Origin of the sequence: Salinispirillum sp. LH 10-3-1 (assembly GCF_030643825.1) — a bacterium.
Lineage (GTDB): Bacteria > Pseudomonadota > Gammaproteobacteria > Pseudomonadales > Natronospirillaceae > Salinispirillum.
In genome coordinates, this window is the sequence record NZ_CP101717.1 from 1825302 (window position 1) to 1839250 (window position 13949).

The 13949-nt window shown below is 51.6% G+C and carries 13 protein-coding genes and 4 tRNA genes; 7 read left to right on the forward strand and 10 right to left on the reverse strand.

Annotated features, from left to right (window positions below):
- Window positions 1–53: 53 nt before the first annotated feature.
- From clpX to NFC81_RS08120, 7 genes are all read right to left on the reverse strand, one after another.
- The gene (gene clpX, locus NFC81_RS08090) at window positions 54–1343 is read right to left on the reverse strand and encodes an ATP-dependent Clp protease ATP-binding subunit ClpX (protein ID WP_304993982.1); all 1290 of its coding nucleotides are present in this window, start codon (window positions 1341–1343) and stop codon (window positions 54–56) included.
- Between the two features lie 157 nt (window positions 1344–1500).
- The gene (clpP, locus tag NFC81_RS08095) at window positions 1501–2109 is read right to left on the reverse strand and encodes an ATP-dependent Clp endopeptidase proteolytic subunit ClpP (RefSeq protein ID WP_304993983.1); all 609 of its coding nucleotides are present in this window, start codon (window positions 2107–2109) and stop codon (window positions 1501–1503) included.
- Between the two features lie 231 nt (window positions 2110–2340).
- A complete protein-coding gene (tig, locus tag NFC81_RS08100; RefSeq protein ID WP_304993984.1) occupies window positions 2341–3642 on the reverse strand; it encodes a trigger factor in 1302 nt (433 codons plus the stop codon).
- Between the two features lie 139 nt (window positions 3643–3781).
- Window positions 3782–3866, reverse strand: a tRNA-Leu gene (locus NFC81_RS08105).
- Between the two features lie 12 nt (window positions 3867–3878).
- Window positions 3879–3954 (reverse strand) — tRNA-His (locus NFC81_RS08110).
- A gap of 52 nt (window positions 3955–4006) precedes the next feature.
- Window positions 4007–4083, reverse strand: a tRNA-Arg gene (locus NFC81_RS08115).
- A gap of 27 nt (window positions 4084–4110) precedes the next feature.
- Window positions 4111–4187, reverse strand: a tRNA-Pro gene (locus NFC81_RS08120).
- A 194-nt stretch (window positions 4188–4381) separates the two neighbouring features.
- Here NFC81_RS08120 and folD point away from each other — a divergent pair.
- The 3 genes from folD to NFC81_RS08135 are packed head-to-tail and all read left to right on the forward strand — an operon-like array spanning window position 4382 to window position 6498.
- Window positions 4382–5248, forward strand: coding sequence for a bifunctional methylenetetrahydrofolate dehydrogenase/methenyltetrahydrofolate cyclohydrolase FolD (gene folD / locus NFC81_RS08125; RefSeq protein WP_304993985.1), 867 nt, complete (start codon window positions 4382–4384; stop codon window positions 5246–5248).
- A complete protein-coding gene (locus NFC81_RS08130) occupies window positions 5249–5746 on the forward strand; it encodes a peptidylprolyl isomerase (RefSeq protein ID WP_304993986.1) in 498 nt (165 codons plus the stop codon).
- Window positions 5747–5748: 2 nt separating this feature from the next.
- Window positions 5749–6498 carry a UDP-2,3-diacylglucosamine diphosphatase gene (locus tag NFC81_RS08135; RefSeq protein WP_304993987.1) on the forward strand — a complete coding sequence of 250 codons (750 nt, stop codon included), beginning with the start codon at window positions 5749–5751 and terminating at the stop codon, window positions 6496–6498.
- Here the strand turns inward: NFC81_RS08135 and NFC81_RS08140 are convergent.
- Complete coding sequence (locus NFC81_RS08140; RefSeq protein ID WP_304993988.1) at window positions 6459–7097, reverse strand: tRNA-(ms[2]io[6]A)-hydroxylase; 639 nt, start codon at window positions 7095–7097, stop codon at window positions 6459–6461. The two genes, NFC81_RS08135 and NFC81_RS08140, sit on opposite strands and share 40 nt — an antisense overlap.
- Before the next feature lie 144 nt (window positions 7098–7241).
- Between NFC81_RS08140 and NFC81_RS08145 the strand changes: the two genes are divergently transcribed.
- The gene (locus tag NFC81_RS08145; RefSeq protein WP_304993989.1) at window positions 7242–8954 is read left to right on the forward strand and encodes a potassium/proton antiporter; all 1713 of its coding nucleotides are present in this window, start codon (window positions 7242–7244) and stop codon (window positions 8952–8954) included.
- A 94-nt stretch (window positions 8955–9048) separates the two neighbouring features.
- On the opposite strand, the gene NFC81_RS08150 is transcribed toward NFC81_RS08145, so the two are convergent.
- Window positions 9049–9534 (reverse strand): YajQ family cyclic di-GMP-binding protein, encoded by a 486-nt coding sequence (locus NFC81_RS08150; RefSeq protein ID WP_304993990.1) that lies wholly within the window; start codon window positions 9532–9534, stop codon window positions 9049–9051.
- Window positions 9535–9785: 251 nt separating this feature from the next.
- Between NFC81_RS08150 and NFC81_RS08155 the strand changes: the two genes are divergently transcribed.
- Together NFC81_RS08155 and NFC81_RS08160 are read left to right on the forward strand one after the other, a co-directional pair.
- Window positions 9786–10856, forward strand: coding sequence for a Glu/Leu/Phe/Val dehydrogenase dimerization domain-containing protein (locus tag NFC81_RS08155; protein ID WP_304993991.1), 1071 nt, complete (start codon window positions 9786–9788; stop codon window positions 10854–10856).
- Window positions 10857–10904: 48 nt separating this feature from the next.
- A complete protein-coding gene (locus NFC81_RS08160) occupies window positions 10905–11462 on the forward strand; it encodes a glutathione S-transferase (RefSeq protein WP_304993992.1) in 558 nt (185 codons plus the stop codon).
- Between the two features lie 27 nt (window positions 11463–11489).
- Here the strand turns inward: NFC81_RS08160 and NFC81_RS08165 are convergent, their stop codons facing one another.
- Window positions 11490–12914 (reverse strand): 1-acyl-sn-glycerol-3-phosphate acyltransferase, encoded by a 1425-nt coding sequence (locus tag NFC81_RS08165; RefSeq protein ID WP_304993993.1) that lies wholly within the window; start codon window positions 12912–12914, stop codon window positions 11490–11492.
- Window positions 12915–13122: 208 nt separating this feature from the next.
- Here NFC81_RS08165 and NFC81_RS08170 point away from each other — a divergent pair, with 208 nt between their 5' ends.
- The gene (locus tag NFC81_RS08170) at window positions 13123–13833 is read left to right on the forward strand and encodes a DUF3581 domain-containing protein (protein WP_304993994.1); all 711 of its coding nucleotides are present in this window, start codon (window positions 13123–13125) and stop codon (window positions 13831–13833) included.
- The last annotated feature ends 116 nt before the right edge of the window (window positions 13834–13949 follow it).

A 13949-nucleotide genomic window follows, 5' to 3' on the forward strand; every position in this document is an offset into this window, starting at 1 on the left:
CTATACATAGCCCCCGGACGATAATCTGGCTAACGAAAAGCCGTTAGACCCCGTTAGTCACGCCCTGCCGCACTTTTGTTTTGTTCACCCTGATGACCATAGATCAACAGAGGTTCTGAGTCGCCAGCGATCACTTTGTCGTCGATGACGACCTTCTCGACGTCTTTCTCAGACGGAATCACATACATGGTGTTTAAAAGCACACTTTCAAGGATAGAACGCAATCCGCGTGCACCGGTTTTACGTTCCATGGCCTTTTTGGCCACTGCCCGCAGGGCTGATTCACGGAAGTCGAGCTCTACTGATTCCATTTCAAACAGCTTACTGTACTGTTTGATCAAAGCGTTCTTCGGCTCACTGAGGATCTGAATCAAAGCATCTTCATCCAGCTCTTCAAGGGTTGCTACCACGGGTAAGCGACCGATAAATTCAGGAATCAAACCGTATTTAACCAAGTCTTCCGGCTCAACGTTAGTTAACAACTGGCCGATTTTTCCAGACACATCCTTTGAGCGGACGTTCGCAGAGAAGCCGATACTGCTCTTTTCACTGCGATCACGAATGATGTTATCAAGCCCTGCGAAAGCACCACCGCAAATAAACAGCATATTGCTGGTGTCGACCTGCAAGAATTCTTGTTGCGGATGCTTACGGCCACCTTGCGGCGGTACCGACGCCACCGTACCTTCAATCAGCTTCAGTAATGCCTGCTGTACGCCCTCACCGCTCACATCACGCGTGATAGACGGGTTGTCGGACTTACGGCTGATCTTATCGATTTCATCGATATAAACGATGCCACGCTGCGCCCGTTCCACATCGTAGTCACACTTTTGCAGCAGCTTTTGAATAATGTTCTCGACGTCTTCACCGACGTAACCCGCTTCCGTCAGGGTTGTTGCATCTGCAATGGTAAAGGGCACATTCAGCATGCGCGCCAAGGTCTCGGCGAGCAGCGTCTTACCCGAGCCAGTTGGCCCGATCAACAAAATATTGCTCTTACTTAACTCAATCTCACTGCTGCTGCTGCCTTCGCCGTGGCGTAGGCGCTTGTAGTGGTTGTAGACGGCTACCGACAGCACCATCTTGGCCTTCTTCTGACCAATAACGTACTCATCCAACGTCGACTTAATTTCTGTTGGGGTGGGCAGATGTTCGTGCTCTGCTTCTAGCTCGGTATCCTGTAACTCTTCACGAATGATATCGTTACACAAATCCACGCACTCATCGCAGATGAACACGGACGGACCGGCGATCAGTTTGCGGACTTCATGCTGACTCTTACCGCAAAATGAGCAATACAATAATTTGCCGTCGTCTTTTTTACTGGTGTCATCGGCCATTGATTTACTCCGAATAGCGCTTTTCTTTAAAGATGCGACGCCTCGCGCTTATTTGCAAGCAACTGACGCGCATCTTCAACATCTAGTAATTAATAATAGCAAAAACCGGCACGTCGTCACGGCATTTTACCGCCGACGCGCCGCTGTTTGCAGCCTGTTAGCCGCGTTGCGCCATGACCTGATCAATCAAGCCATACGCTAATGCACTTTCAGGGTCCATGAAATTATCACGGTCGGTGTCTTTCTCCAGTTCTTCCAGAGTCTTGCCAGTATGATGCGCCAGCAACTCGTTCAGCGTCTTCTTAATTTTCATGATTTCTTTAGCATGGATTTCAATATCCGATGCCTGCCCCTGGAAACCGCCCAGTGGCTGGTGAATCATTACCCGTGAGTTAGGCAGCGCAAAACGCTTACCCTTGGCACCGCCGGCCAACAAGAAAGCACCCATGCTGGCTGCTTGACCAATCACCATGGTGCTGACGTCAGGCTTGATAAACTGCATGGTGTCGTAAATCGACATACCTGCGGTAACGGAGCCACCGGGTGAATTGATGTAAAGATGGATGTCCTTATCTGGATTTTCAGATTCCAGAAACAGCATCTGAGCCACAATCAGATTAGCCATGTGGTCTTCTACCGGCCCAATAAGGAAAATGACACGCTCTTTCAGTAATCGTGAATAGATATCGAAAGCACGTTCGCCGCGTGAGGTCTGCTCAACCACCATGGGCACCAAGCCGCCCGCTGCTTGAATCTCTGAATGCATGGTTATTCTGTTTCCTGTCTTGTCGATGGTTTCCCGTGACGCCGCACCTGTAAAAAATCGGTGCGACTCCGGCTATGAAGTTTGACACAAGTAAGGGGTATAGGTCACGCCCGTCGTTTTGGATCAAGAGAAGCGCCTAAAAACAATGGCGCCCACCCGCTAAAAGCTTATGGCATAAAAAAAGCGGTCACCCTGATAATAGGGTCGACCGCTTTTTTTTCAAGGTGTTGATCAGTCTTCGCGCTTAACCGCTGCGTAGTAATCAACGGTAGTGTTGGTTACTTTGGCATCTTTAAGCACCACCGCAACCACGGACTCTTCCATTACTGCCGCTTGCACTTGATTTAACTGCTCGCGGTTATTGTAGTAATAGTCAATGACCGATTGTGGGTCTTGGTAAACACCTGCAATCTCTTCGATGTACTTACGAACCGCAGCGTCTTCTGCTTTCAGTTCGTGCTGCTCAGCGACCTTAGAGAAGATCAAGCCCGTTTTAACGCGACGTGTCGCTTGATCCTGAAACAGCTCCTTCGGCAACTGACTTGCATCAATCTTCGCCTGGCCACCGAATTGCTGCACAGCCTCCTGGCGCAGGCGATCTACTTCTTGATCAACCATGGCCGCTGGCACATCAAAACTGACCAACTCCAACAATTGGTCAATCACGTCATTCTTCGTTTTACCACGCAGAGCCTGGCGCGCTTCACGCTCCATGTTCTCTTTCACTTCAGCACGGAATGCTTCGACGGTGGTTTCACGCGCACCCAGCTCCTTAATGAACTCTTCGTTCAATTCAGGCAGCTCAGGCTTTAATACTTCATGCACAGTGATATCGAATGTGGCGGCCTTGCCTGCCAGGTCGTTATTACCGTATTTTTCTGGGAAGGTGACTTCAATCGTCTTCTCTTCACCGGCTTTCATACCAATGATGCCTTCTTCGAAGCCAGGAATCATTGAGCCGCTGCCCAATACCAACTCCTGATCCGTCGCAGAACCGCCTTCGAAAACTTCTCCGTCAACCTTACCGACGAAATCGATTTTTAGCTTGTCTTCTTTAACGCTCTTACGCTTCACAGCCTTATACTCAGAACGCTGTTTACGCAGAGTATCGATCATTTGATCGATATTGGCATCGCTGACATCTACATCAGCCACTTCAACACTGACCTTGCTCAAGTCACCCAGCTCTACTTCTGGGAATACTTCAAACACGGCCGTAAATTCGATATTACCGCCATCTTCGTCTTTCACGTCTTCAAAACGCGGATAGCCGGCGGGTGTAATGGACTCTTTGTCCAGTGCAGCGACGTATGAGTCACGCACTACATCCTGCAATACTTCCGCACGAATGCCCTGACCAAAACGCTGACGCACCACACTCACAGGCACCTTGCCTGGACGAAAACCATCCAGACGAACCCGACGTGCGGTATCTTTCACGCGCTTATCAACTTCAGAATTGACTTTGTCGGCGGGAACATTGATTACCATCCGACGCTCTAAGCCAGACGTCGTCTCAACGGTCACTTGCATGGAAAATCCTCGCTATATTGCTGTCTGTACGTGCCAAAGGCAGGAACTGTAAGGGTGTCAATAAAAATAATCAACTAGCTTTAACTACAATACTGATTAACAGGCGTAGAAGAGGCACGCAGAGAAGAGAAGGAAAAGATGGTGCGGATGGTGAGACTCGAACTCACACGCCTTGCGGCACTGGAACCTAAATCCAGCGTGTATACCAATTTCACCACATCCGCATAACAGGAGAATGGGGTGGACGATGGGACTTGAACCCACGACCACCGGAGTCACAATCCGGGGCTCTACCAACTGAGCTACGCCCACCATAACCGATATCTTTCATACTGCGGACACCTGCCTACAAACACTTGTAGACTGGTACGCCCGGCAGGACTCGAACCTGCGACCCCCGGCTTAGAAGGCCGGTGCTCTATCCAGTTGAGCTACGGGCGCTCTACGAGAGACTGCCTGCTAAAAAAGTGGTCGGAGCAGAGGGATTCGAACCCCCGACCCTCTGGTCCCAAACCAGATGCGCTACCAAACTGCGCTATGCTCCGACGACCCGCGTTTCAGCGTGGTGCGCATATTACTGACGGGTATGGTGGTCGTCAACCTATTTTTAAAAAGAATTTCTAAAAAACCACAGACAAAACAAATGGATAGCTAATAGTCACCTTCTAGTAGCCTTGCTTGGACTTGCCGCCACGGGCATGCGAAAATACCTCCATCAGTTCAAGGAGTTACAGGTTCCATGGCAGCAACACTCATCGATGGCAAAGCCATCGCCGCCGAACTAAAGGCAGAAATACGCCGTTCGGTATTGTCATTGACGCAAGCAGGCCATCGCCCCCCAGGCTTGGCCGTAATACTGGTAGGCGCCGACCCTGCCAGTGAGGTATATGTTAATTCGAAGCGCAAGAGTTGTGAGGAGATCGGTTTCAAGTCGCTCTCTTACGATCTGCCAGACACCACCAGTCAACGTGAGCTGCTCGCTTTAATAGATGAGTTGAACGACGACCCCACCATCGACGGCATACTGGTACAATCTCCGTTGCCCGATCAGATAGACGAGCAAAAAGTCGTGGAGCGCATTCGCCCGACCAAGGACGTTGATGGTTTTCACCCGTATAATGTGGGCCGCCTAGCCTTGCGTATGCCGCATCTCGAGTCGTGCACGCCACGTGGCATCATGACGCTCTTAAAATCGACGGGCGAAAACATTCGCGGCAAGCACGCCGTGATTGTCGGTGCGTCCAATCACGTCGGCCGCCCAATGGCTCTGGAACTGTTGCTGGCTGGTTGTACGACGACCATTACCCACCGCTTCACCGATGATTTGTCCTATCATGTGAAACAGGCAGACATCGTGGTGGTCGCCGTGGGCATTCCCGGCTTGGTAAAAGGCGAGTGGATTAAGCCCGGTGCCATTGTTATCGATGTGGGCATTAACCGCCAAGCCGATGGCAAATTGATTGGCGATGTAGAGTTTGACGTGGCGGCCCAACGCGCGTCGTTTATAACCCCCGTTCCCGGTGGTGTAGGTCCCATGACGGTGGCTACTCTGATGGAGAACACATATATAGCGGCGACTGCGCTGCATGGCTTAGGAGCAGAGTAAATGAAAGTATTAATGAAAACATCCATGGGCGACGTCACCCTGGAACTGTTCGAGGACAAAGCACCACTGACGGTGGCTAATTTCGTTAACTATGTAAAAGAAGGCTTTTACGACGGCCTGATTTTTCATCGTGTGATCGACGGTTTTATGATTCAAGGCGGTGGCTTTGAGCCCGGCATGAAACAGAAAGAAAATGGTGAGCCGATCAAAAACGAAGCGAATAATGGCGTTTCTAACGACGTAGGCACCATCGCGATGGCGCGCACCATGGACCCGCATTCGGCAACAGCGCAATTTTTTATCAACGTATCGAACAACAGCTTCCTGAATCACCGCAGTGAAACGATGGACGGCTGGGGCTATGCGGCCTTTGGTAAAGTGGTCGATGGCATGGACGTAGTCAATAAGATCAAAGAAGTGAAGACAGGCATTGGTGGCGGCCATCAGGACGTTCCCTTGGAAGATGTCCTCATTGAATCCATGACGCTTGTTGACTGATCATGCATATAGCCATATCCGACCTTCATCTAAGTCCCGAGCGACCAGACCTGATTGCCGGATTCCAACGTTTCTGCCTGCGCTTGCCGGCAGAAACGAAGTCTTTATGGATTCTTGGTGACCTCTTCGACTTCTGGATCGGTGACGACGCACCGAACCCGGCCGCTGAGCCGGTGATCAAGGCTCTGCGTCCACTGCAAGCCAGAGGCGTTAGTCTGCATTTTGTGCCCGGCAATCGTGATTTCCTGGTGGGTGAGCAGTTCGCTCAAGCAGCTGGTCTGCAGATTCATCCAGAAGGTAAGGTGTTGTCGATCAATGGACGAGCCACTTGGCTTATTCACGGCGATCACCTCTGCATTGACGATGCACGCTATATGGAATTTCGTCGCATGGTTCGCAACCCCGGCTGGCAAATGGACTTTCTAAGCAAGCCTTTGGATGTTCGTATTGCCATGGCAAAACAAGCGCGCAGTGTGTCAGCGTCGGAGAATGCCACCAAAGCTGAAGACATCATGGACGTGAATCCGGAGTACACCGCCGCTCAAGTATCGACACACGGTGCCCTGGATATTCTGCATGGCCATACCCACCGCCCAGCCTTTCATGGATTGAATGAGGAAGGCACACGCTATGTCTTGGGCGATTGGGAAAACGGTCAAGCCGTTATCTGCCAATGGGACAACGACAGTGCGCCGGTGCTTAAACGGATGAATTACGCGGCAGAAGATGCGTCACTGGGCACGCCGCTGTGAAAGCGAAACTCTTCAGACACTGAATTGATGAGTTCATTCTCTCGCACTCTGAGTTCATCGATTCTACTATCGATGGGCTCAGGTGCCACCGCCCTTGCCTGCTTTAGATAAATCTCGAAATGCCGCGCCTCAGATTTGAGCAAGCCGCGGTAGAAAGTCTGCAACTCCTCATCCAGATAAGGGGCTATTGCCGCGAAGCGCTCGCAGGAACGGGCTTCTATCAAGGCACCGATGATCAACTTATCCACCAACTGCCAAGGCTCTTCTTTGCGCGCCTGCTTTAGCAATTCACTGGCGTATTTCGCAGCGGTCAAGTGCGTGTATTCAATGCCACGCTTCTGCATGATTTTAAGCACCTGCTCGAAATGCACCAACTCTTCCCGCGCCAACTTGCTCAGTCGGTTGAGGAAAGTCGGATATTCGAGATAGCGATACATCATCCCCAACGCCGTCGAGGCCGCTTTTTTTTCGCAGTGCGCATGATCAATCAGCATGATGGTCTGATTCTCCAAAGCCCAGTGCACCCATGCTTGGGGCGTTGGTACAATTAAGAACTCAGTAATATGGGCTAGGTCATCGGCCATTGACGTGCTCTGCATCGGAGTCATTCCTCAATAAAATCGCGCGCATTCTACGCCAGAGGCCTCAGGCGTAGCAAATAAGCCAGCGAATTAAGCGCTTCGATACGCACAACAACCCAATGCTAAGTTACAATGAAGTCATCTAAGGGCAAGAGAAGACACATGGACATCAGCAATCAAGTCATACTGTTCACTGGGCTACTGTTTCTGGTCAGCATTTTGGCAAGCATATTGTCGGCTCGCCTAGGTGCGCCACTGCTTCTGGTGTTCCTAGTACTCGGCATGGCATTGGGTGAAGATGGTTTTGGCTTGGTTTTTCAAGATATTCAAATGGCACACCTCATCGGTAGCCTGGCCCTTGCGATCATTCTGTTTGATGGTGGCTTAAACACCCAAACCTCCAGTTTCCGCGTCGGTCTAAAACCGGCGATATCCTTGGCCACCGTAGGGGTGGTCATCACCGCCGGCATCACTGGGCTCATTGCCACCTATGTACTCGGCTTACCACTCATCTACGGCTTATTAATGGGTGCCATTGTTGGCTCGACCGACGCGGCTGCCGTGTTTTCGCTGCTGCATACCGCCAAGCTCGAATTGAAGCAGCGTGTTGGTGCCACCTTGGAAATAGAATCCGGCAGCAACGATCCAATGGCCATTTTCTTGACGGTCGTGCTGATCGAGCTGATCGTCTCAGGGCACACCCGTGTCGATTTTATTGTGTTAATTGAGTTCCTGCGCCAAATGGGCCTCGGTGGTCTGCTTGGCGTGCTAGGGGGCATCGCAGCGGCGCGTCTGATCAATGCGGTGCCCCTATCGGCTGGCCTCTATCCTTTGTTGGCGATGTCGTTAGGCTTGCTGATCTTCGGGCTTACTTCCGTAATAGGTGGCAGTGGTTTCTTAGCGGTTTATTTGGCCGGCATTATGCTCAGCAATCGCCGCGTGCAATCGTCGCAAAATATCCTGCGCTTTCACAACGGACTGGCGTGGATGAGTCAGATCATCATGTTCCTGATGCTCGGCCTATTGGTAGCGCCATCAGAGCTGATCCCGACCAGTCTAGAAGCCCTGTTTATTGCTATTGCACTGATTTTCATCGCCCGCCCGATTGCCGTTGTAATCAGCCTACTACCTTTCCAGTTTTCATGGCGAGAGCAAGCCTTTATCAGCTGGGTAGGGTTACGCGGTGCCGTCCCCATCATACTGGCGATATTTCCACTGCTCGCTGGTGTCGTGGGCGCTGAAATGTTGTTTAACGTAGCCTTCTTCGTCGTGCTGGTGTCGCTGGTGGTGCAAGGCTGGAGCCTTACATTGGTGGCGCGCTGGCTCAAAGTAGAGATACCACCGAACGACAACCTCGCCCAACGTTTAGAGCTCGATCTGCCCGGGCAGCCGGATTATGAACTGGTGGGATATCGGATTACCGAAGACGCCTCGGTATTCGGCCGGTCGCCGCTCAAAGTCAATTACCCGGAAGGCGTCAAACCCGCGCTGTTACTGCGCAACCGGGAAATTCTAGGGATCGATGAAGTTGATCGGCTGGAGGAAGGCGATGCCATCTATCTAGCAGCCCCTCGATCGATGGTTGATGAAATTGACCGCCTGTTTGTCTCCATTAAGGCCACCAGCCGACTGGCAGACAAGCAGTTCTTTGGCGAATTTGTCATCAATGGCGACACCAGCCTGCAGAACCTGTCTCTGATGTACGGTTTTACCCTGCCAGAAGACGCACACAATTTGTCACTGCACGACTATTTGTGCAGGAAATTTAACCAGCCGGTGGTCGGTGACCGCGTTGAGATGGGAACCGTTGAGTTCGTGGTGCGGGAGATGGAAAACGAACGCTGTGTTAAGGTTGGCTTGAAGTTGGTGCTTTAGGGTCTGAACCGTAGGGCGGCGTGTTCACACCCGCCACCGCACAGCCGCGGGTGTGAACACACCGCCCTACCCGCCGACATCATTGTTGCTTGGATCAATCGCGAAAGTTCTCAAACTGCAATGGCAGCGCGATATCGGCCTTACGCAACATCGCAATGGTTTCCTGCAACTCGTCGCGCTTCTTACCCGTCACCCGTACCTTGTCGCCCTGGATAGACGCCTGCACTTTGATCTTACTGTCTTTAATCAATTTGACAATTTGCTTCGCCGTGGGTTGATCGATGCCTTGTTTGAAGGTCATATTGAGCGAATAAGTTTTGCCGCTGTGCACCGGCTCGTCTTCAATGTCGACGCCCGACGCATCAACACCACGCTTGACGCAGGCACCACGAAACAACTCTTCCATTTGGCGCACCTGAAAATCCGACTGGGTTTTCAGCGTCACGGTCAAATCTTTCAATTCAATGCTGGACTCGACGCCGCGAAAGTCGAACCGGGTACCCAATTCACGGGTCGCATTTTCCACTGCATGACGCAATTCCACTTCATCGACTTCTGAGACGATATCAAAGGTTGGCATGTTTCACCTGTTCCCTATCCAATTAATTATGCGCCGAATTGTAGCACGATGCGCCGTATTGATGGGAACACTCGCCACATGCACTGCGACTGGAAACCCGACCGTACAGAACATCCAACCTCTTTCACCATAGACACTGGACAGCTCAGTCAGAGCGTATATGTTTATGCTATGCGGCATCGTCTCAAAAGGGCGAGTGCCGTACCCACGTAGCAGTGATCCTGCCACTGACCCATATAGGAATAATAACAATGAGTATTTTTGCCCATCCCGATTTCGACCATCATGAGCAGATCAATTTTGTCAGCGATGAAGCCTCCGGCTTGAAGGCCATCATCGCCGTTCACAACACCAACCTAGGCTATGCCCTGGGCGGAACGCGGTTCTTCCCCTACGCCAATGACCATGCCGCCCTTACCGATGTCTTACGGTTGTCGCGCGGCATGTCGTACAAAAGCGCCATGGCGCGCTTGGCCTTGGGCGGCGGTAAATCCGTCATCATTGGCCATCCGAGCACCGACAAGAACCCCGATTTGCTGCGCGCTTTTGGCAGAGCCCTTGAGGGCATGAACGGGCGTTATGTGGCGGCAGAGGACTCTGGTACTTCCGTAGCCGACATGAAGATCATTCATGAAACTACAGAGCATGTCTCTGGCTACCATGAAAAGATCGATGCCCAAGGGCAAGTGCGTTCCGGTGATCCATCCCCCGCAACGGCCTATGGGTGCTTTGTTGGCATCAAGGCCGCTGTAGAACACCAATTGCAGCGCCGCGACCTAAATGACCTCGTGGTGGGTGTTCAAGGGCTCGGCAGCGTTGGCTTCCGCTTAGCAAGACTCTTACATGAGGCCGGTGCACGTTTACTGGTCACCGACATCAATGCGGCCGTGCTGCAACAGGCCCAAGAAGAGTTAGGTGCGCACGTCATGAGCCCTGATCAGTTAATGCGGGCGCCCATGGATATTTTTGCCCCCTGTGCGCTAGGCGGCGCGATCACCCCCGAAACATTAACGCACCTGCAAGCCACTATCGTCGCCGGTGGGGCCAATAATCAGCTGGATCATCCAGACACGGGCGACCTGCTGCATCAGCGTGGCATTTGCTATGCACCAGACTATGTAATCAACGCGGGTGGTATTATCGACATCTATTACGAACGTCTGGGCACTCATGAGCCCGCGCGCGTAAACGCTCATATCGATGGCATTCACGCCACGCTGATGGAGATATTTCAGCGCTCAGCGGCCACCGACACGGCTAACAGCGCGCTGGCTGACACCATTGCACGCGAGCGACTGATGCCGCTTGGAAAATCAGCATAACTGGCATAATGTGAGGGCTACTGCCCACCCAATCACGGAGACCTCGGTATGGAACTTTTTGGTAGTTACACGTCGCCCTTTGTACGTCATTGCCGTATTGCTTTGCTGGAAACCGGTTTAGCATGCACCTTTGTAGAAACTGACTATGCAGAGAGTGCGCGCCGATCACCCACCAAGAAAGTGCCTTACTTGCATGACGGCGACGTGATGCTGTTCGATTCATGCTCGATACTGAAGTATTTGCGTGAAAAAGCAGGCGGTAGTTTTCTTGCAGACGTTAAGCAATACGACCGTTTCAGCATGATTAACACAGCCTTGGATGCAACGGTGAATTTGTTCTTGCTGGAGAAAGAGGGCGTGACGCCCGCCAATAACGACTACCTGAAACGTCAGCAAGCGCGCGTAGAGTCGAGCGTGGCAGAAATGAATCGCTTCGTGCTAGCACAGCAAGCGCCTTACAATGACGCCGAACTGCGCTTGGCTTGCTATATCGATTGGGTCATCTTCCGCAACCGGTTAGACCTGTCGCCCTACCCTGAGCTGACCGCGTTTGTAACGCAAGCGCATGCCTATGAACCGTTTCACGTCACACGCCCACCACAATAAGCCAACGTCCCAAACCGGTACGGCGCCCTACTCTATCTCCGGATCGCCGTACCGCTCATCCAACAGTTGCAGTCGATACACAATGGCTTGCCGCTCTTCATGCAACAGGTTGATCAAGTCAGCGTTGGTACGGAAAAACGTCCGCACCAGTATTTTGTCACGATATTGCGTAATATGGCCGCGATAGCGCAAACACAGCAGTCCGGTCGGCGGAAGCAACCCGACATAAATCAAGCTGGTACTGAGATCGCGGTCAGTGAATTGCCACAGCCACAGCCAACAAAGAAAATAGAACCCTAAGAAGGCGAGCGTTCCTACACCAAAATAGGCAAAGGTACGGACCGCTTCATCGTGAAAGCGTCGACTAATCACTTTGGTGACCACATAAGGCAACAGATTATGCACCAGACCAAAAAAGGCCACCGGCGCCATCAGAACCGCATAAAGGGTCATACGTATACGAATAAGGCGTTCCCGAATCGGCTGCGCAAAACTCTGTTTTAAGTCAGCCTTTAGGCGTGTCTGACGTAAGTGATCTTTGTAACGGTCTACTCGATTACGCAAATCTTCAACCATCTCCGGCTCGGCTACAGCCGCGCGCGATAACGCATCGTTGAGAGATCGTCGCCCTTCAAAAATCGCCGACAATGATTCGTGGTTCACCGCCGCAGGGCGAAACCAGGAACGAATTTTTTCCAAGGTGCGGCGCAAAAAACCCCAATTTTGACGGGCTTTACGTGATTCCGCTGGCTCGGTAATGGCCTCATGATAGACCGCACCCAAGTCGGCCACTAACTGACCCAGCCGCAAATCAGAAATATGCATTGCCTCCTTACGCAAGGCTTGCTCAACATCGCCCGTCAGTGTGCGAATAGCCAACTTACGGTCTTTCTGGTGCAGTTCGGCGTAATCAGCAACCAAAATAGGCGCACCAAAACGCAACAAGGCAGCGGACAAGAACAGCTCTCGGTTCTCAAAGTTAATGCCCACTGGAATGATCTTCAATCCCAGCTGATAGTTATTGCGCTCTTCCGCCGCTAATGCCATCCGGGCCGTGCCGCTTCTGAGGTTAGCCACTTGCAAGGCAGGCGAGTTACGGCCTTCTGGGAAGATGCCAATACAACCACCGCGATCCAACAGTTCATAAACGTGCTTGAAAGTATTCTCGTTGTCGTCGGCGCGCGCGCCACGATTGATCGGTATGGCGCCGATACGCTTGTACAGCTTTGCCAGCCACGGCGACCGGAACAGCTCGCTCTTTGCCAGATAGTGCACTTGGCGCGGCAATTCTACGCTCAACAGGATTGAATCCAGCAATGAACTGGGATGGTTGGCCGCCAGAATGACTGGGCCCTCGTCTGGCACCTGCTCTCTTCCTATGGAGCGGACCTCCACGAAATAAAGGTGTGAAGCCAAGCGAAAAATATGACGGAAGAAGTTGTAGAGACGCATTCCTTAAACTCTTTATAGCTTTCCGGTAACAGTAATGCCTGATCATGTTCAGACAATCACTGTGTATACACTATTCGTACCACTTGTTCTGTATAGAAAAAGTCTATCTTTGACTTTTTCTAATAACAATTTCTGGTCTATCATGCCTTGCCACTTAGCTTTGTGGTCGCCACAATGCGCTCAATCCACCTCAGAAAGGTAGCCATTCGTGTTTCTTGACCCCTACTTCGAACAACAGAATCAGCAAATTGTTATCTCGGCAGCCCAAGCGAGCGCTTTCGCCAAGGACGTAGCCGGTGATTTTAACCCTATTCACAATGTCGACTCCAAGCGTTTTTGTGTCCCAGGGGATCTGCTGTTCGCACTGGTGTTAAGTCACTACGGCCTTAGCCAGTCTATGTCGGTGCGTTTCTCCGGCATGGTCGGTGCCAATGTACCCTTGATGCTGCCGACCCAAGACACCGGTACCATCGATATTCTTGATGACACCGGCAAGGCCTATTTACACGTTGAGCACTCTGGTGACACGAGCCGAGATGCCACACAGATCGAAGCATTTACCCGCCAGTATGTCTCATTTTCCGGGCAAAATTTTCCGTTCATTATGGTGCCTATGATGGATGCCAAAGGCGTTATGTTTAATCCTAAACGTCCGCTGGTGATCTATGAAAGCATGGCATTCGAACTGAACAACGTTGACTTCAAAGCACCTGTTTTGGAGCTGGCAGGCACAGAACTTACCGTTAACGGCCGCCGGGGTGATGCTGAATTCCGATTCAACATCACTGAAAACGGCACAACGGTTGGCACAGGCACTAAGAGACTGATTATTTCAGGCTTGCAGCCATTTAACCGCGAAGAAATGGACGCTGTGATCCACGACTTCAATGCAGCAAAAGATGCCTACCTAAATCGCTGAAACCCAAGAACACCGCTAAGCTCGTCGGGTAAGACTTTTCCCATCCCGACGAGCATATTCATTATCACCCCCGTTTATTTGCCAAGCATCCTTGCAAAACGCATACTACGCGCGCG